The sequence below is a fragment of the Anaerosporobacter faecicola genome, assembly GCF_012070565.1.
Classification (GTDB): Bacteria; Bacillota; Clostridia; order Lachnospirales; family Lachnospiraceae; genus Anaerosporobacter; species Anaerosporobacter faecicola.
Map to the genome: position 1 here is coordinate 268,854 of NZ_JAAQRO010000030.1, position 18,232 is coordinate 287,085.

General features: G+C 35.7%; 16 protein-coding genes. 15 read left to right on the forward strand and 1 reads right to left on the reverse strand.

The annotated features are described in order from the left end of the window. Positions 1 to 62 precede the first annotated feature (62 nt). The 5 genes from HBB17_RS13855 to HBB17_RS13875 all read left to right on the forward strand — a co-directional run bounded on the left by HBB17_RS13855 (position 63) and on the right by HBB17_RS13875 (position 6,818). A complete protein-coding gene (locus tag HBB17_RS13855) occupies positions 63 to 971 on the forward strand; it encodes a DUF2268 domain-containing protein (protein WP_167958084.1) in 909 nt (302 codons plus the stop codon). Between the two features lie 243 nt (positions 972 to 1,214). After that, positions 1,215 to 2,249, forward strand: a complete 1,035-nt coding sequence (locus tag HBB17_RS13860; RefSeq protein WP_167958085.1) for a radical SAM/SPASM domain-containing protein — start codon at positions 1,215 to 1,217, stop codon at positions 2,247 to 2,249. 308 nt (positions 2,250 to 2,557) lie between these two features. Next, entirely contained in the window at positions 2,558 to 4,690 is a 2,133-nt protein-coding gene (locus HBB17_RS13865) for a methyl-accepting chemotaxis protein (protein WP_167958086.1), read from the forward strand. A gap of 308 nt (positions 4,691 to 4,998) precedes the next feature. Then, positions 4,999 to 5,871, forward strand: a complete 873-nt coding sequence (locus HBB17_RS13870) for an alpha/beta fold hydrolase (RefSeq protein ID WP_167958087.1) — start codon at positions 4,999 to 5,001, stop codon at positions 5,869 to 5,871. A gap of 173 nt (positions 5,872 to 6,044) precedes the next feature. Continuing rightward, positions 6,045 to 6,818, forward strand: a complete 774-nt coding sequence (locus tag HBB17_RS13875) for a class I SAM-dependent DNA methyltransferase (protein ID WP_167958088.1) — start codon at positions 6,045 to 6,047, stop codon at positions 6,816 to 6,818. A gap of 2 nt (positions 6,819 to 6,820) precedes the next feature. Here HBB17_RS13875 and HBB17_RS13880 read toward each other — a convergent pair whose 3' ends face one another. Then, entirely contained in the window at positions 6,821 to 7,468 is a 648-nt protein-coding gene (locus tag HBB17_RS13880; RefSeq protein ID WP_167958089.1) for a hypothetical protein, read from the reverse strand. 327 nt (positions 7,469 to 7,795) lie between these two features. Here HBB17_RS13880 and HBB17_RS13885 point away from each other — a divergent pair, with 327 nt between their 5' ends. The 10 genes from HBB17_RS13885 to HBB17_RS13930 all read left to right on the forward strand — a co-directional run bounded on the left by HBB17_RS13885 (position 7,796) and on the right by HBB17_RS13930 (position 18,166). After that, the gene (locus tag HBB17_RS13885) at positions 7,796 to 8,962 is read left to right on the forward strand and encodes an alanyl-tRNA editing protein (RefSeq protein ID WP_167958090.1); all 1,167 of its coding nucleotides are present in this window, start codon (positions 7,796 to 7,798) and stop codon (positions 8,960 to 8,962) included. Between the two features lie 94 nt (positions 8,963 to 9,056). Next, entirely contained in the window at positions 9,057 to 9,710 is a 654-nt protein-coding gene (locus tag HBB17_RS13890) for a hypothetical protein (RefSeq protein WP_167958091.1), read from the forward strand. Positions 9,711 to 9,888: 178 nt separating this feature from the next. Then, a complete protein-coding gene (locus tag HBB17_RS13895) occupies positions 9,889 to 10,665 on the forward strand; it encodes a class I SAM-dependent methyltransferase (protein WP_167958092.1) in 777 nt (258 codons plus the stop codon). A 147-nt stretch (positions 10,666 to 10,812) separates the two neighbouring features. Continuing rightward, positions 10,813 to 11,145: a HEAT repeat domain-containing protein gene (locus HBB17_RS13900; protein WP_167958093.1), complete on the forward strand. Its 333-nt coding sequence runs from the start codon at positions 10,813 to 10,815 to the stop codon at positions 11,143 to 11,145. A 220-nt stretch (positions 11,146 to 11,365) separates the two neighbouring features. Then, on the forward strand, positions 11,366 to 11,551 hold the full coding sequence (locus HBB17_RS13905) for a hypothetical protein (RefSeq protein ID WP_167958094.1): 186 nt from the start codon (positions 11,366 to 11,368) through the stop codon (positions 11,549 to 11,551). An 11-nt stretch (positions 11,552 to 11,562) separates the two neighbouring features. Further along, on the forward strand, positions 11,563 to 11,811 hold the full coding sequence (locus HBB17_RS13910) for a spore coat protein (RefSeq protein ID WP_167958095.1): 249 nt from the start codon (positions 11,563 to 11,565) through the stop codon (positions 11,809 to 11,811). 263 nt (positions 11,812 to 12,074) lie between these two features. Further along, positions 12,075 to 13,055 (forward strand): GNAT family N-acetyltransferase, encoded by a 981-nt coding sequence (locus HBB17_RS13915; RefSeq protein ID WP_167958096.1) that lies wholly within the window; start codon positions 12,075 to 12,077, stop codon positions 13,053 to 13,055. A 317-nt stretch (positions 13,056 to 13,372) separates the two neighbouring features. Beyond that, entirely contained in the window at positions 13,373 to 15,034 is a 1,662-nt protein-coding gene (locus HBB17_RS13920) for an ABC transporter ATP-binding protein (RefSeq protein ID WP_167958097.1), read from the forward strand. Further along, entirely contained in the window at positions 15,028 to 16,656 is a 1,629-nt protein-coding gene (locus HBB17_RS13925) for an ABC transporter ATP-binding protein (protein ID WP_167958098.1), read from the forward strand. Before HBB17_RS13920 ends, HBB17_RS13925 begins: the two co-directional genes overlap by 7 nt. A gap of 289 nt (positions 16,657 to 16,945) precedes the next feature. Then, entirely contained in the window at positions 16,946 to 18,166 is a 1,221-nt protein-coding gene (locus tag HBB17_RS13930) for a DUF5050 domain-containing protein (protein WP_167958099.1), read from the forward strand. Positions 18,167 to 18,232 lie beyond the last annotated feature (66 nt).

Genomic DNA, 18,232 nt, shown 5'->3' on the forward strand with positions numbered 1-18,232 from the left:
CTTGACCTTCACGTTACGTAATACTTTATCATAATGGTATCGTAACAAAGGAGGTATGAATAATGAAAATAGAAGCAATTCGTTCAGGAGAGATTTACGATAAAATCAGAACATCAATAGACTCCAATAAGGAGAATATCTATCGTTATGAATTAATGAAACCGTTTGAAAAGAAATGGGGGTGTTATCAGATTCCAATCTGTGCAAAAACCCCTGGCGGATATGACGTAATCATGGCAAGTGAGATGTTAGGGATTTTACCACCACGGTTCGTAAATGATTCCTATGAAAAAGAGATTGCGTTATTAAAACAAGACCAGATATGGAGAGCATGTGAAACAACCATGGTAGAATCTTTTTCATATTTTGAAAAAAAAGGGATTGAACTGCCTGTAGATACCTATCGTTACTCCATTTTGCTGGCAAATCCAGATAGTGTATATACAAAACTGAGTGATGGATACTGTGGTGATGGTGGAATCCCTGGGTATATCTTTCTTACGGTACTGCCAAATGCCTATACGCTAGACCGACTACCCGCTGCTATGGCACATGAGTGCAATCACAATGTTCGTTTTCAGTTTATCAAATGGAGCAATGATATTACATTAGAAGAAATGATGGTTACCGAAGGACTGGCTGAGAATTTTGCTGTTTCCTTATGTGGTATCGAGCATCTGGGACCATGGGTTAGTAAAATAACCAAAGAGGAACTTATGCAAACATGTTTACCAATCCTAAAAGAAGGACTAGAGGTACAAGGTCTGGATCAAATTACGGCTTATCTGTATGGGGATGAGATTGCGACGGAACAAGGGTACCAACCAGTAGGATTACCATTTTGTGCAGGATATGCATGTGGTTTCTATCTTGTTCAGTATTATCTGGAAAAGACAGGTGTAGATATAGCGGAGGCTACTTTAAAACCTGCGAAGGAAATCCTTGATGAAGTAAGAGAATTCTTTGCGTAATAGAAGGGCAATTGTGCCTCGTAACGAGGTGCGATAAAGAAGGAGTCTGTACCCCATATTGTTTTTTCAATATAAGAATGGTATAGTAAAGGAAGCATTTAGGAGAGGGAGTGGATCTTTTGAGAAAGAAACGAGATAAATACTCAGTACAGTTGCCACAACTGTTAGCCGGTTGTACTGAGGTTATTCTATAGGCTGGCAGATGCAGCTGTACTGCTTTTGATAAATCTATAGATAAGGGGAATGGTTGCCCGTTATCTAGGAAATGTTCACGAAAAATTCCGAAGAATTGGAAAAGAACAATCAAAGAACAATCAAAAGAAAGAAGGAACAGCAATGCAATACAAAAATACATATATCAAAAACATTCAACGAGTAGAATTCACGATCAATAATTCTTGTACAGGTCGATGCAAACATTGTTCAGAAGGAAGTCAACCGGCAACCCATCATTTGAATGGAGAACGGGCAGCAGAAGTATTAAAAGAATTGGCTAAGGATCACAAGATTGATTCCATCATGACGTTTGGTGGTGAGGCGCTAATCTATCCAGAAACAGTGTGCCAGATTCATCAAGTTGCAAAAGAGTGCGAAATTCCAACAAGACAATTGATCACCAATGGATGTTTTTCAAAAAATAGAGAACGGATTCATCAGGTTGCACAGATGTTAGAAGAAAGCGGAGTAAATGATTTGCTCTTATCTGTGGATTGTTTTCATGCAGAATTCTTACCATTAGAGTGGGAAAAAGAATTTGTTGAAGCATTGCGTAGATATTACAAAGGCAGATTCCGTTTACAGCCATCCTGGGTTGGTTCAGAGGAGGAGGATAATCCTTACAATCGAAAGACAAAAGAATGTCTGGCGTATTTTGATGAATTTCATGTGGAACGGAATGAAGGAGATACCATATTTCCAGAAGGCAATGCGTGTATCTATTTAGCAGAGTATTTTGAGAAAAAGCCAATGAATTATGCATTCAAATGTGGAGATGCGTTATATACTACACCATTGGATCGAGTAAATGAATTAGTAATTGATTGTAATGGTGATGTGATTCCTTGTAATTTCCCAATTGGTAATATTTATGAGGAAGACATTGCTACAATGTTAGAACGATATAATCCATATGATAACATTTTTTCAAAAGCTTTATTAGAGGATGGGATTGTTGGTTTGTGCAACGTTGTAAAGGCAAATCGTATTCCAATTGATCCAGAAGATTATTATTCCCCATGTGCTTTTTGCAAAGCGGTGGCTGCTTATGGGAAAAAATAGAAGATAGAAAGTATAGAAAGGTACCATTCCTGTAAAAAAGCAGAGTGGTACCTTTTTTAGGTTCTATTGTGCGAAAATATCCGAAAATAGGATAAAAGATACACTTTAGAAAAAAATCAATACATTTTTTTATGAAAATATGCAAAATTGATGGAAGATTTTTTTGTAGTGTGTTACAATGTGAAATATACACAACATATTTTTTTAATATTTTTGTGTAACAGTGATTTTACATAACTAGGGGGAGATATGTAATATCACAGTTGTATTAATTGCATAATTATCCTATGCTTGAGGAGGCACAAAAAATGAAAAAGGTAGTAAAGGGAAAAGATAAAAACAAGATGAAATTTACACCAGAAAAAGACAGTAGGAAAAATCAGCAGAAGGACAAAGTGGGGAAAGAAAAAGTTATAGCACCATCAAAAAAAGGGAAAAAACAAAGAAAGCTAAGAACTGCTTTATTACTAGCATTTGTTGCACCTGTAGTACTTATTTTTGCCTTGGGTATTTTGTCTTATAATTTAGCTTCTGATGCAATGATCAAAAATTATGAAAGCTCTTCTAGCGATGTATTGCAAGCAAATTCAAAATATATGGAGAGTGTTTTTGATGAAATTCAGACGCATGCGATCAAAACTATTACAGATGAGAATTTCGAAAAGTATTATAATCGAAAGGTAACGAATAAACTAGAAAGTTATCAATACATGAACGACTTAAAGAGTAATGTAATGACAAACGCTGTTTTGATTGATGGAATACGGAATACGTACATAATTAGTGACTCAAAAACGACAATAGCCACTGGTAACTCTGAATTACAAGATAATGCTTATGAATTACTTACAACTTCTGATCTAGCAAAAGATGGAGCGAAGATCAATGGCTGGTATGGGTCCCATGCAATGATGGATAAGACTGAAAAGAAAGGGTATGCACTTAGCTATATCAAAGGAACTGCTAATGAAAAAGTTTATGTTATCACAGATGTAGATCCTTCCTTTGTGCAAGAGATGCTTGCCTTGGTTTGCCAAGAAGATGCAATCACCGCTTTGGTTACGAAAGATGGGGAAGAGATTTATGCAAATAACTCTACAGCTGTTGAAGACAAGATGTTTTCTGGACGAGCTTATTTTGACAAGATTACAGACGATACAGATGAACGTGGATATGAATACGTTAAGCTTGACGGAGTGAATTACTTATTTACATATAATAAAGTTGGTAGTACAGGACTTGTTCTTTGTAATATGATTCCAAAGAGTACGATTTTAAAGAATGCAATTACCATTGGAAGCGCAAGTGTTATCTTTGCAATTGTGTCTGCAGTTATTGCGTTGTTAATCGGTACGTTAATGGCAAGAGGAATTGGTAAAGCCATTGGAGATATGAAGAATACGATGGAAAGTGTAGCACAAGGGGATCTGACAGTACAGTTTAATACAAAACGAAAAGATGAGTTTAAAATCTTAGAAAATAGTTTATCGAATATGATCGGCAACATGCAGCAGTTAGTAAAGGAAGTTGCAGAAGTTAGTGGACGAGTTAACATTTCTGCAGAAGATCTATCCAATACATCTTCCTTAATGTTGGAATCCTCTAAGAATATATCTTCGGCAATTAATGAAGTGGCAACAGGTTCTTCAAAACAGGTTATGGATACGGATTCTTGCTTAAAACAGATGTCAACATTGTCGGATATGGTAAATGAAGTTTATAAAGAAACGAAGGAAATTGATGGTTTGTTTGAGAATACGAAGGGAACCGTTGCGAATGGATTAACCATTGTAGGTAACTTAAATGAAAAGGCGAAAGCAACTTCTCAAATCACAAAAGAAATCTCAACAGGCATGAAGACCTTAGAAGAAAATTCAAGATCCATTGAGAATATTGTTAATGCAATCAATGAGATTTCTGAACAAACGAATCTGTTGTCCTTGAATGCTTCTATAGAAGCAGCACGTGCAGGTGATTCTGGTAGAGGATTTGCTGTAGTTGCAGGAGAGATCCGAAACTTAGCAACAAAATCAATGGAATCTGCAAATCAAATTCAGGAAATAATCAATTCTATACAGTATCAAACAAAAGAGACTGCGAAGACAACACAAAAGGCAGAACAGATTGTATTATCACAAGAGGTTGCATTACAAGAAACAATTGCTGTATTTAGAAATATTAATAACTTAGTTGCTGATCTTGTAAATGGACTTGATAAAGTAAAACAATGTGTAACGGGAATGGAAAGTGCGAAGAATGATACATTAGATTCCATTCAGAACATCTCAGCAGTATCGGAAGAATCTGCAGCAGCCTCTGAAGAGGTTAGTGCAACATCAATCAGCCAGTCAGGTGAGATGGAGCAGTTAGCAAGTGCAGCAGAAGGACTTACAAGAGATGCAAAAGTATTACAAGAATCTATCGGAAAATTCAAGATATAAGTGTCATGTTTAAGAAAAGAGACTGTAATGTGTAAATAGTACATGTTACAGTCTCTTTTGTAGGCAATCGTAGTATTCAAACTATTATATTATAAAGCTTGCATAATAGCATCAATAGAATACTATGAATCGTTCAAAAAGAAACATTCTCAGACAACATGGTGCGTTAAAAATTAAAAATGAACAAACATTAAGTAATGCTTGTTAATGCATCTGATGTAATTGTTGTTTCGTCTCGAAACGAGTACAATAGAGAAAATTGAGGAGTGAAATAAAGCAATAAAATATAAAAAGGAATGGTGATTCGTATGAAAAGTATTTATAAAAGTGAAGAAGGAAAACAGAAAATTCTTGCATTATACGATGAACAATTAACGAGATTATCTTGTACATATAAAGACCGCTATGTTACAACCTCTTATGGAAAAACGCATTTGATTGAAACGGGAGATGATACGAAAAAACCGCTGCTGGTATTTCACGGAGGGAATGCAACAACAGCGTATAATTTATTATATTGTAAATTTCTGTTGGATAAATTTCATATCTATGCGGTAGACACGATTGGCCATCCGGGGAAGAGTGCAGAGACTTGCTTATCACCCAATACATATGATTATGGAAAATGGGCCAGTGAAGTGATTACCGCTTTGAGTTACGATAAGATTCGTTGTTTTGGTGGCTCCTTTGGTGGAGGTATTATCGCAAAACTTATGTGTGTATCGCCAGAAAAGATGGAACGTGTTGTTTTATTGGTTCCTTCTGGAATTAAGAACGCAGCAGCAATAAAATCGGCAAGTATGTTAGGTCCAATGATCCTATACTGGCTTACACATAAGGAAAAATGGTTGATCCAATGTATGATGCCTATGGCAATACGAAAAGAGAATATTACAGATGATATCTACGAAACAGCAAAACGTAGCATACAATATGCCAAGATTAAGAAAGGAATGCCAAGCAATGTGCGACCAGCTGATATGAGAAAATGTTTTGCTCCTACGCTCGTTATGGCAGGAGAGAAGGATTGCTTGTTTCCGGCGAGTAAAGTCATTCCTCAAGCAAAGAAGATGATACCCAATTGTACTACAAAATGCTTAATGAATCGTGGACATATGACAGACCTCTCAAAAGAGGAGGAGCAATTGATTGTTGAATTTTTGCAGGAATCAATTGCGTAAGCGTCTTGAGAGGATAAGTTTAACTATAGTTATTCTATTCATTGTTTTCTGTAGCTTAATAACCTATTCTTAGATTATAATTGTTTTTGAGGATGATACAATAGAAAACGCAGTATGAATTACAGTACATAATACAATATACTTGTATTGTATACTTGAAAAGAGGGAATAACATGAATGAGATACAAAAAAATTGGGATGCAATGGCAAAAGCGTACGAAGAATTTACAGAGGGAAAAGAGTCATACAGTTATCGAATTGAATGGCCTTGTATTCAAAGGATGTTACCAGAACTAAAAGGTAAGAATGTCCTTGATTTAGGTTGTGGAACAGGTCGCTTTTCGTTCTTATTTGAAGATAAAGAACCTAGTGTTGTAGATGGGATTGATTTATCAGAACAGATGCTTACTCTTGCAAAAACAAAATCTTTGGTAAGAAAATCAAAAGTACACTTTATCCAAGGTGATATTACAAACGTATCAGATTATGTAGATAAAACATATGATTTGGTCTTCTCCTCTACAACCTTACATTACATTCAAAATCTACAACAATTCTTTAAGCAATTAAGCCTTGTGATGAATGAGGCTGGAATTGGAATTCTTTCATTGATGCATCCTATATATACATCGCAATATCCAATTGATCAAAATGGAAAATTCCCGCGGGACGAAGAGTGGAACGTGCGATATCTAGACACTTCTTTGCGATCTTATATGCAGCCTTGGATTGAATATAATGATTCAGTAGAGAAATTTCTAAGTAGTAGTTATCATCATACGTTTAGTGATTATTTTAATGCAATAATAAATACAGGTTTTCAAATATTACAAGTAGAGGAACCGAAACCACCAATTGAATGGAAAGAACGGTATCCAGAACGATATGATTCTTTCATAGAAACACCAAGTTATTTAATCATCAAGATTAAGAAAAGTTCGATTTAAAATTACGGTTTCTGCTTTTTACGGCTGTCACTCAGATCAATCAGGTCAAGTCCATCCCCTTCACTCAGTAATACGATGACGATATATGTAATAAGCAGGTAGATGCCAAAGCTTGCAAAAGACAGATCCGCTAGATAATTTCGTGAGGTATGAAATGTTTTCAATGCAAGTAGAACATATAGAAGAAGAATGGTCAGAGTAAAGAAGTAAAAACTGTATGTTGAACCAACATTCACCCAACCATATACACTCAAAGCGTACAAAAGTCCAAAGACAAATCCACATAACAAACCAGCCCTTTTTTTTGAGTGTACGCGGTCGATACAATAACAGAGCAGTAAACAGAGAAAAAGATAGCATAGGAACGTTATGCAAAGAGTTGTAAGTGATAGAGTATGGTTATTATAGGTATAATAAGCAGATAGGGAAAGTCCCGTAGCAACTTGATTGATACAGGTGCATAGAACGTAGAATTTGGAATTTTTTTTTCTACCGATTATGTGAAAAGATAATGCTACCAACATAAGTACAAATCCAGCAAGAAGACCATACCAATTGGTTAGAACGTTAGTAAATACATATGTCGATAAGGCAACAAGTACCCAACTTAGAATTCCGAAGAAAGCAGTTAATTGCGCTTTTTTACTCATGTTGAAACCTCCTATATATGTTTGTATTCGAACCCCGCCTATTTACCTTAATTAGTGTGGTAAAGCAAATAGGTGCGGGTTATTTTGTTTGCATATATATTTGCAAAGCTATTAGCGTATATATTATATTCGTACTGTTACTATAGCATGCGTTTTTTATTGTGTCCATGAATCGGTGGAAGTTTAAGGAAAACTTAAGAGAAACAACATTTGTAAATCCATGAATTGATTTCTATTTGACCTGTAGTATATAATAAGAGACGAGTAGTACCGTATTGGACAGGCACTAGCCTAGCAATTGATAATAAGCAGAGGAGATGCATAAGAATGATAGAAACAGTTAGATTATTTGATGAGGATGCATATGTAACTGAATTCGACGGAATGGTGATTGCTTGCGAACCGATCGAAAAAGAAGGAAAACAAGTGTATCAAGTTGTTCTTGATCAGACAATGTTCTTTCCAGAAGAAGGTGGACAGACGCCAGACCAAGGAACCATACAGAATATACCGGTACTGGATGTACAGATTAAAAAGGGAATCATCTATCATACATTGGGTGAACCGCTAGAATGTAATACAAAGGTTCATGGCGTAATCAACTGGAATTATCGTTTTAGCAATATGCAGCAACACTCTGGAGAACATATATTTTCAGGGATTGTACATGAAAAGTATGGTTTTGATAATGTTGGTTTTCATCTCAGTGATCAAGTAGTAACGATGGATTTTAATGGTGTATTATCACCAGAAGATGCAGATTCAGTGGAACAAGCGGTGAATGAAGTCATTGCTTTGAATCTTCCTGTAGAGGTAACATATCCAACGAAGAAAGAATTAGAGTTTATGGAATACCGCAGTAAGATTGAGATTGAAGGACAGGTAAGAATCGTTACAATTCCAGGCGTTGACGTTTGCGCTTGCTGTGCACCACATGTCAAACATACTGGTGAAATCGGTATGCTTAAGATTCTAAGCATGCAGAGTTATAAAGGTGGCGTTCGTATTAGTATACTATGTGGATTCCGTGCATTACAAGATTATAGACAGAAGACGAATCTTATTACAGAGTTATCGACGATATTATCTGCAAATCAAGACAATATTGTAGAATCGGTTGTTCGTTTTAAGAATTTGAGTCAATCCTTACGATCGGAACTTATACAATTAAAGAAAGAATTCCTTGAAGCAAAGATTACCAACATTCCAGTAGAACAGGAGAATGTTATCTTATTTGAGAAAGATATAGAAGCACCGGTTATGCGTTCTGTTATTAATGAGTTGGTAAAAAAACATACTGGAATCTGTGGAATATTCACAGCTAAGGATTGTGAAGGGTATCAGTTTATTATTGGAAGTGCGCATCAAGATACACGGGTTGTAATGACACGGCTAAAAGAAAAGTTTTCTGCTAGAGGTGGCGGAAGTGAGGTAATGGTTCAAGGATCCGTTATGGCGACAAGGGAAGCAATCGAAGCTTGTTTGGAAGTTTAATTTTGAGTAATCACCTAGAAAAGAGCGTGGAATACAAGGACCTTTTGTTATTTCATTCATATAATGAAGAGAATAGAATAACAGGATGGTTAGTATGGATAATTTTGATGGTACAGGTTTTGAACAAGATAATTTTCGTGGAGGAAACAGACCACCACAGGGTGGTAGAGATACGATGCGAATTCGAAATGCGGTCATTGAAGATATTCAAAGAGAACGGGATGTGACATTTGTTACCGTCGTTTATCGTGATGAGAGAAGAGACAATTGGGATGGACGCGGAAGAGACAATCGAGGTCAAAGACCGGTAGAGACACTTCGCTTGGTCGTATCCCCACAAACAAGGATTTTTGATATTAATCGAAGAGAGATTCGTGTAGGACGACTAGAAGAAGGAATGGTGATTGATGCGATCATATCTTCTGCAATGACAAGAAGTATCCCTCCACAAGCACGAGCGTTTGAAATCTTTGTTGTGGAGCAGCCACGTAGAAGGCAAGTGACAGAAGGGAGAATTCTTCAAGTTAATCCTAGAAATCAATTCATTACGATTGTTCAGGGAAATAACTGGTCGAGTACGATGCGTTTTGCAATCACGCCTGATACAGATATTTTTGGATTAAATGGTAGGAGAATTTCACTGCGGGAATTATTCCCTGGTTTACGCGTACGTGTGGTACATGGAAATTGGGCATCAACAGGATTCCCTCCTCAGGCAGTAGCATTTGAGATTCGTGTGTTGCGATAAAAGCTAAGAAAGTATCAATAATCAACAAAAGACAAACAACAAAAGACAAATGATAAGTGAAAATAGATAATCAAAAAAGATAATCGAAAAAAGATAAGCCCAAAAAGATAAATGAATAAGATAATCGAAAAAAGATAAGTAAAATAAGATAAGCAAAGAATAGATAAGGAAAAGAATAATGACTACAGAACTAGAAAAACACTATAACAAGTTTTGCGAAGACAAACGACTGACGAGAAGACATGGTCAAGTGGAATATATCACTTCAATGAAATACATTCACGAGTATCTGGGTGATGATAGGACCAAAAAAATTCTTGATGTTGGAGCAGGTACGGGCAGATATTCCGTAGCATTAGCGCAGGAAGGGTATGACGTTACAGCTGTTGAACTTGTAAAATACAATCTTGGTATATTGAAAACAAAGAAAAGTACAGTGAAAGCTTACCAAGGGAACGCGCTAGATTTATCCCGTTTTGCAGATAATAGCTTTGACCTTACGTTGGTATTTGGTCCTATGTATCACCTTTATACGAAAGAAGATAAGCAAACAGCACTTCAAGAAGCAAAAAGGGTGACGAAGACTGGTGGAATCATTTTAGTTGCCTACATTATGAATGAATATAGTGTGATCACCCACGGTTTCAAAGGGAACAATATAAAAGAATGTTTAAAGAATGGGAAATTAAGTGAGACATTTCATAGTATATCAACAGAGGAAGATTTGTATGATTATGTACGAATCGAGGATATTGATGAACTAAATGAACAAGTTGGATTAGAACGGATCAAATTAATTGCAGCTGACGGTGCTGCTAATTATATGCGTCCTGTACTAAATGCAATGGACGAGGAAACCTTCTCTCTTTTTGTGCAGTATCACTTATCTACTTGTGAGAGAAAAGATCTATTAGGAGCAAGTGCGCATACCGTAGACATTTTACGAAAAGGATAGGTCAAGGGTTATAATAACAAAAATATTTACTTTTTTTGTATACTTTTCTTCTTGTTTCATATAGGCATAAGTGCTACAGTTTAGATGGGACCTTGCATTATTTTTCTTGTAAGATTACAAATTCGAACGAAGATAGGAGCATATAATATGAGTGAAGAAAAAGACGTGGAGAAAATTAGAAAACTAACAGAAAAAAGAAAATCCGATAAAGTAGCAAAGTATCTGGATAAAAATGATGTAGAGGTTGTAAAAGCAGCTATTACTGGATTAGGAAGTATTCAGGATGAAACCTCTGTTAATTTACTAAGCAAATTAATAGAGAATGCAAATCCAGAGATCCGTAAAGCAGCATTAGTGGCTTTTGGTAATGGTGGAACAGAATATGCAAAAACATTGATTCAACACCGGGCTGTTGTTGAAAGTGATCTGCAAGTGCAAGAAGTAGCAAAATCCATATTAAGAGATTATAAGTTAAAATAAAAAGTACTTATCAAGGCTCTTTGCCATAAATTTTATAGGATGCAGTGCATCTTATGAGAATTGTCGGCGAAGAGCTTTTTTATATAATAGAGGAAATATTAACGCGAGAGTCATTGTTCTATGGAGCTATAAAACTTAAATTTGGAAAAATTACATTTCATAAAATATCGTATTTCTACGCATACTGTAAAAGTAAAATGAATATGTAAAGGAGATTAAGATGGCTAATTTATCACAATTGGAACTACAGAATTTACGACATTTAATTGGTGCACATTGTACAATCGAAAAGAAATTAAATTTCTATGCACAACAATGTACGGATCCTACAGTGAAGAATCTAATGACAAATGATGCAGCAGCTGCGAAAGAGAGCAAAGACAAGTTAATGAAATATCTAGATTAGGAGGAGACACAATGCAAGAAAAAGAAATGGTTAGCGATTACTTAGCAGGAATCAATGGAAGTTTAGCAGGGTATGCAAGTATCATTGCACAATGTGAAAATCCTGAGCTAAGACAAGAAATTCAGAATATGAGAAACCAAGATGAGATCCGTCAATATACGCTATTTAAATTGGCAAAAGAAAAAGGATACTATATCCCTGCACAACAAGCAACACCAGAGGAAATTGCAAAAGTAAAACAAGAAATGTCTCAAGGTTAGTTGTTTCGTTTTTTTGATTAGTCATTGCATTTGCCAAATAGTATAGAAAAAACCTTCAAAAAGGGAGTGAATCTTTTTGAAGGTTTTTTTAGTTGGAAGGAGTGTCGTTCTGTATAAAACAAGTATAATTATTTGTTACCATTACAGCTGTCGACTCCCTATGGTATACTATCCATTATGATAGCAAATATAGTAAGGAAAAAATGAAAAACGAATGCTGTTATGATTGCGATCATCAAATATGGAATGTAAAGGGGATATGAATGATGAAATATGAATTTCAATATTACAAATCAACGGACTTTTATGAGATTGAGCAATTAATTTTGGCTTCCTATCAATGGGAGAAGCCTGTATGGGGATTAAGTAGACATGAATTCAGTAAAGGACTGCATCCTGCATTTACAGGAAATGTACATGCGTTAGAACATACAGTAGGCGTGTATCGAGAAGGAGATAAGATCGTTGCCTGCGTCATTAACGAAGGGGACTATTCTGGAGAGGTATTCTTTTTGTTTGATTCGCAACAACGTGCAACAGATGAGGAACTGCTGAAAGATATGCTTTATTTTGCAAAGACGAATGCATCAGGGATTAAGGAAGATGGAAGAACTGCCTGTGTGAATCTATTTATTCCAGAATGGAATACGACGCTTGCCAAGTTAGCCTGTGAATCCAAATTTGAAAGACAAGACTGGGGAGAATCAACCTATATCTTACCATTTGGAGAAGAAGAGTTTGAAGTGCAACTACCGGAAGGATATTCCTTTGCAGATGGAACGACAACACCAGATTTTTATTTGTCCAATACCCATCGACATGCATTTGGATATGGAAGAGAAGATCATGCCTGCAAACATGGAGAAGAAGCATTTCACAATCTGCGTCAGATGAAACATTATCGTAAAGAGTATGACTTATGTGTATTGGACCCAGAGAAACGTCCAGTAGCTATGGCAATTATCTGGTATGATGAACAGATGCCTTATTGTGAATTAGAGCCATTAGGTGTTGCTTGGTGGGAAAGAAGGAAAGGCATAGCCAGTGCCTTGTTACACGAGGCAGCTAATCGTGTAAAGAGAGATTATCCAAAATGTCAGGGAATGAAAGGTGGAGACCAACAATTCTATCAAAAGATCGGATATAAAAATCAAGAAGTGATTCCATGTTATCATTGGGAATTAAAGATTTACATATCATGGGAAAAAGAATCCTATGAACGAGACTATGCTCGTGAGATGTAGGGGAATGAAGTGAGACAGTAGAGTTACCAGTTTGGGGAACCTTCATGAAATGCGATTGCAAAAGTCGCATTCATGAAGGCTTTTTGTAGTATGAATCGAATATTTGAGTACACAAACATCGTGTATGCAGGATTTATAGGGGGAATGTTTGCTCTATAGAACAAATTGGATAGCTTATATATTGATATATGACAAATGTAACATTTAATAAATACTATATTGCATAATAGAATAGTATGTGGTAACATATAGCGTAAAGAAAGGATAGCCATATCGCTTGTGTAACAAATATAGTTCATAATCAGGGGAGGATTACAATGAAAGAATTATTGTGGAGTAAGAAAGGAAAGTTTATTCAGTATCTGATTGCTTCCTTTATGTTTATCGTTGACCATTTCGTTCAAATCATAACTTTTTCTTTTATCCTAGGAGCCATTGAGTTAGGTAAAGATGCGGATATGAATAAAATCATTGCAGTGGCTGTGTTTGCTGCATTATATGGTGTCTTAAGTTTTATTATCTCACGATTGTTGCGAATTGGTTTTATGAGAGATATTATACTTGAAGTTCGAAAACGAGCATTTGATAAGATCATGCGGATGTCTTTCAAAGACTTTAGTAAAAAATCAAAGGAAGTTTATCTTTCGAATCTTGTTAATGATATCAATACCTTTGAAGAAAATTTCTTTGTTTGTCTATTGAATTTTCTTATTAATGTGGGTATGTTCCTATTTAGTTTCCTTGTATTGTTGTTTATTGATCCAATCTTATCGATCATTATGTTGGTTTCTTCAGCGATTTTATTTGTTGTGGCCTATTTCTTTTCCAACAAGACGGTAGCATTACAGGAAAAAGTATCAGAAGAAAATGAAATCTTTACCACGAACTGCAACAACACATTCCAAGGACTAGAGATTTTAAAACTCAATCGTATGGAAGAAAAGTTTTTGCAAAAGAGTTTAGATGGATTACGAAAGTTAGAGTTACGCAAATACATATTTAATATCTTTTCAGAGTGTCAAAGAAATCTAATTAACGTACTTGGTTATGTCATATCTTGTTTTATCATGATCTATCTCTGTATGATTTTTGATAAGGGGATTAGTTTAATGTCAGCGGCAATAGCATTTCAATTAGGAACCAGCATGGTCTTCAACCTTATTGAAGCATTTCCACTATGGAATAAGATCAAAGCATCGGTCAGTATATATGAAAAGATAGCAGGAGTAGAAGAGGAAGAAGTAAAGCAGGAGAATGGTGGACAGGAAAAGAAAACTCCATTCCAGTTTGAACATAAGATTGAAGTGAAAGATGTATCCTTCCAATATGATGAGCGACCAATTCTGCGACATGCAAACTTTGCCATAGAAAAAGGGAAAAAATATCTAATCAAAGGAGTCAGTGGTGCTGGAAAATCCACACTAATGAACTTGCTTGCCATGAGTTATGATAATTATGAAGGACAGATTGTAGTAGATGGTGTGGACTATAAGGAAATCAAAGAACGTTCCTTCCATGACCAGGTATCTTTTATCTACCAGAATGTATTCTTGTTTGAAGATACCATTCGTAACAACATTACCTTGTATAAAGATCTGTCACAAGAGATGATTGATCATGCAGTGAAAGCTTGTGATTTAACAGAGTTGATTAATCAGCAGGAAGAAGGTTTGGAACATATCTTGCAGGAAAATGGAAAGAATCTGTCTGGTGGACAGCGACAGAGAATCTCCATTGCTAGAGCAATTGCTAAGAGTGCAGAAATTCTATTTGTTGATGAGGGAACATCTAGTTTGAATGAGGAATTAGGAAGAGAAATTGAGAAAGTATTCTTATCACTTCCACAAACCGTAGTAGCTATTAGCCATCGGTATTATGAAGGTATTTCTGAACAGTATGATTATGTACTAGAGATAAAGAATGGGGAAGTATTACAAAGCAAAGCAGCTGATTATTTTGGGGAGGTGGTTACATGTTAAAACGAGCATTACGTCCGTTTCCACAATTAATTCTTGCTATGGTGTTCTTGGCAGCGGGAGCAATCTTAGAAGGTATGGTTTTGGTAAAGATGATGAGTTTTATCGATTATGCTATGGCTGGAGATATGGAGACTTTGAAACGGGAAATACCATATCTGATCTTGCAGGCAACCGTACTAATACCAATTCAAGTTTTGGCAACGGTAACAAAGAACTGGTATCGTAGAAAAGCTAATCTTAGTATGAAACGATATTATTTGAAACGTGTATTTAAGAAGAATATATCGGAATTTCAGCAAGAGAACACAGCAATCTATCTATCTCGTTTGACCAATGACTGCAATACATTGGATGCGAACTTTATTGAGGGAATCTTTACTGTTTTTTCTGGAATCACAAACTTTGGTGTTGCGGTATGGATTTTATCTACGGTAGGAAAAGGAATGGTTCCATTTGCGCTAGGTATTACCGCACTGACCGCGGGCGTTTCCATTTTGTTATCACGACCAGTATCAAAACAGGTGAAAGAACGTAGTGACCAGTTTGATGGATACACCTCTTATATCAAGGAAGTATTATCGGCTTTTCATATTGTTAAAACGAATAATTTAAACAGTAAAGTAACAAAGGATTATTATGAGAAGAGTGAAAAGATTCAGCAAAAAGGCTATTCCATTGAAAAAACATTTACCTTTGTTAATGCATTACAAAATGGTTCTTTTACCTTGATGCTCTACTTAGGATTGAGTTACCTTGCTTATCTTGGGTCGAAGGGAACAATTACAGCAGCAGGAGCATTAACGGTATCCAATGCAATACAAAGAATTGCTTGGCCACTGATGATGATGAGTGAGGCGTTACCAAAATTGATTGCTTCAAAAGATTTAGGAAAGAAGATCAATGATAGTTTAGTTAACAAGGATACGCATGAGGAGACCATTTCAATACAGTCATTTGCAGATAAGATTGAACTAAAGAAGGTTGGTTTCGCATACAAAGATGCAGAAAATGAGAATAAAATTCTTCACGATGTTTCCATGGAAATTAAGAAGAATGGGAAATACTTAGTCATAGGACCATCAGGTGGTGGTAAGTCAACCTTACTTAAATTGTTGCGTAAATACTATAATGCAGCAGAGGGAGAAATCCTTTTAGATGGGAAACCATTAGCAGACATTAAGAAGGAAGATTATTTCTCCTTATTGGCTAATGTAGAACAGCAAGTATTTATCTTTGAAGATACATTACGTAATAACATTACTTTGTACAAAGATTACTCCGAAGAAGAGATTAATCATGCCATTGAAGTATCGGGATTAACGAATTTTGTTAAGAACCTTCCAGATGGATTGAATACGATGATTTATGATAATGGAAAGAACATCTCTGGTGGAGAAAGAAGTCGTATTGTTATTGCGAGAGCGATGTTAGCAAAAGCAAGCATCTTGATCATGGATGAAGCATTTGCAGCGCTTGATATGGAACGTGCCAAAGAGATTGAGCAGACGATTCTGGATTTAGAGAATATAACGGTGATTAATGTTAGTCATGTTATCTTCAATGACACTAAGAATCAATATGATAAGATCTTTCATGTAAAGGGAACCGTTACAGAAGGATAATAAGAACTTCATGGATTGTAAGCTTTTGAGCAATACAATTCATGAAGTTTTTTACCCTTATTTATTTTGAGGTCCGTCAATTTGCACAATTTAAGTTTGTCTACAGTACCCTCCGTGGGATGCCCACTCGCACATGGATTGACAGCAAAGAAAAATCAAGTTGTAATCAACCAATACAGCGATAAGGTGAAATATGGTGAAAATTATACAAAATGACGTAAGATTGCCATATTTCAGCAGTAACATTACGCTATACTTGGAAATAGGAACCAAGAAGGAGGAAAATAAGATGACGTATTGTATAGAAAAGGGAAGAGGAAAAAGTGGAATCATTTGGTTAATGATTCTGGCTTGTATCATAACGAGCATGGAACTTGTACCAGGAAAAGCGATGGCGGCACAAACCGTTGCACAATATTCCCAAGATGTTGTTGAAGATGGTGGGTACTTGTTCTATAAAACAGGAACGAAAGGATCTACTTATAAATTGGTTTCTCAAAAGGTTGGTACAACAAAGAAAACGACATTAACAACCAATACGATTGATAATTTCTATGTCTTGAACAAATATGTATATTATGTTGTTAAGAATACAAGAACATCAAAGAACAGCATTTACCGTGTGGATCGAAACGGCAAGAACCGTAAATGCCTGGTAACAGCATTTCAAGGAAATATCATTGGTGTAATTGGAAATTATGTATATTATTCGTATTATAAGAGTTACGAGAAGATGATTATAGCGAGAATTAAGGTAACAGGAACAAGGAGTACCAATAAAATTCTCTGCACCACCAAAACAAACCATTATAATTTTAAACCAGTAATAGCAAACAATCGAATCTATTATACGAATAACAAACGTACAATTTTATATTACACAACTTTAGGTGGAAAAGTAACAAAAGAGGTTGCAACAGATAAGAATATGGATCAATTAACAGCTGGAGCAGACGCTCTTTACTATATCTGCAATACCAATGATGGAACAATCAAAAGTTCAGCGTCAGCAGTAAAAAAAGTAGAATATGATGGGTCCATAACAACGTTGGATTACTTTGATCATGATCGAATCAGTTTGTACCGGGTGAATGCTGGTGGAGAAGCAGCGAATGATTACACGGATTTTTCGGTTAATCTTCAATTGGTAACGGAAGATGCTGTATATTATTCTGTGACAGATGGCGATGTAATCTCCTACTTATTTGAAAGAAATACCACTGGGGATAGGGAAGGAACCATTTTATTAGACGAAAAAGATTTCTTTGAAAAAAATCATATTGCATTAGGTGTAATTTCCTACCGTACGGACGGAGAATATCAATTAATCGAATTCGGTAATTATGAAGATCCTTCTCACTTTTTCTATATCAGTGAGGATCAGACTTCTAAATTAAGTGTTGCTCCAAAATCCATTACAATTCATGATGGAAAAGCATATTATAGAATCGTACAATCAAGTAAGATTGTATATAAAGCAACGAAGATTACTTCTCTTTGTACACAATAATAAGAATGGCTCTTTATCCAATGTTTAGAGGAAAGGTGTACAACAACATTGGATAAAGGGCTGTTT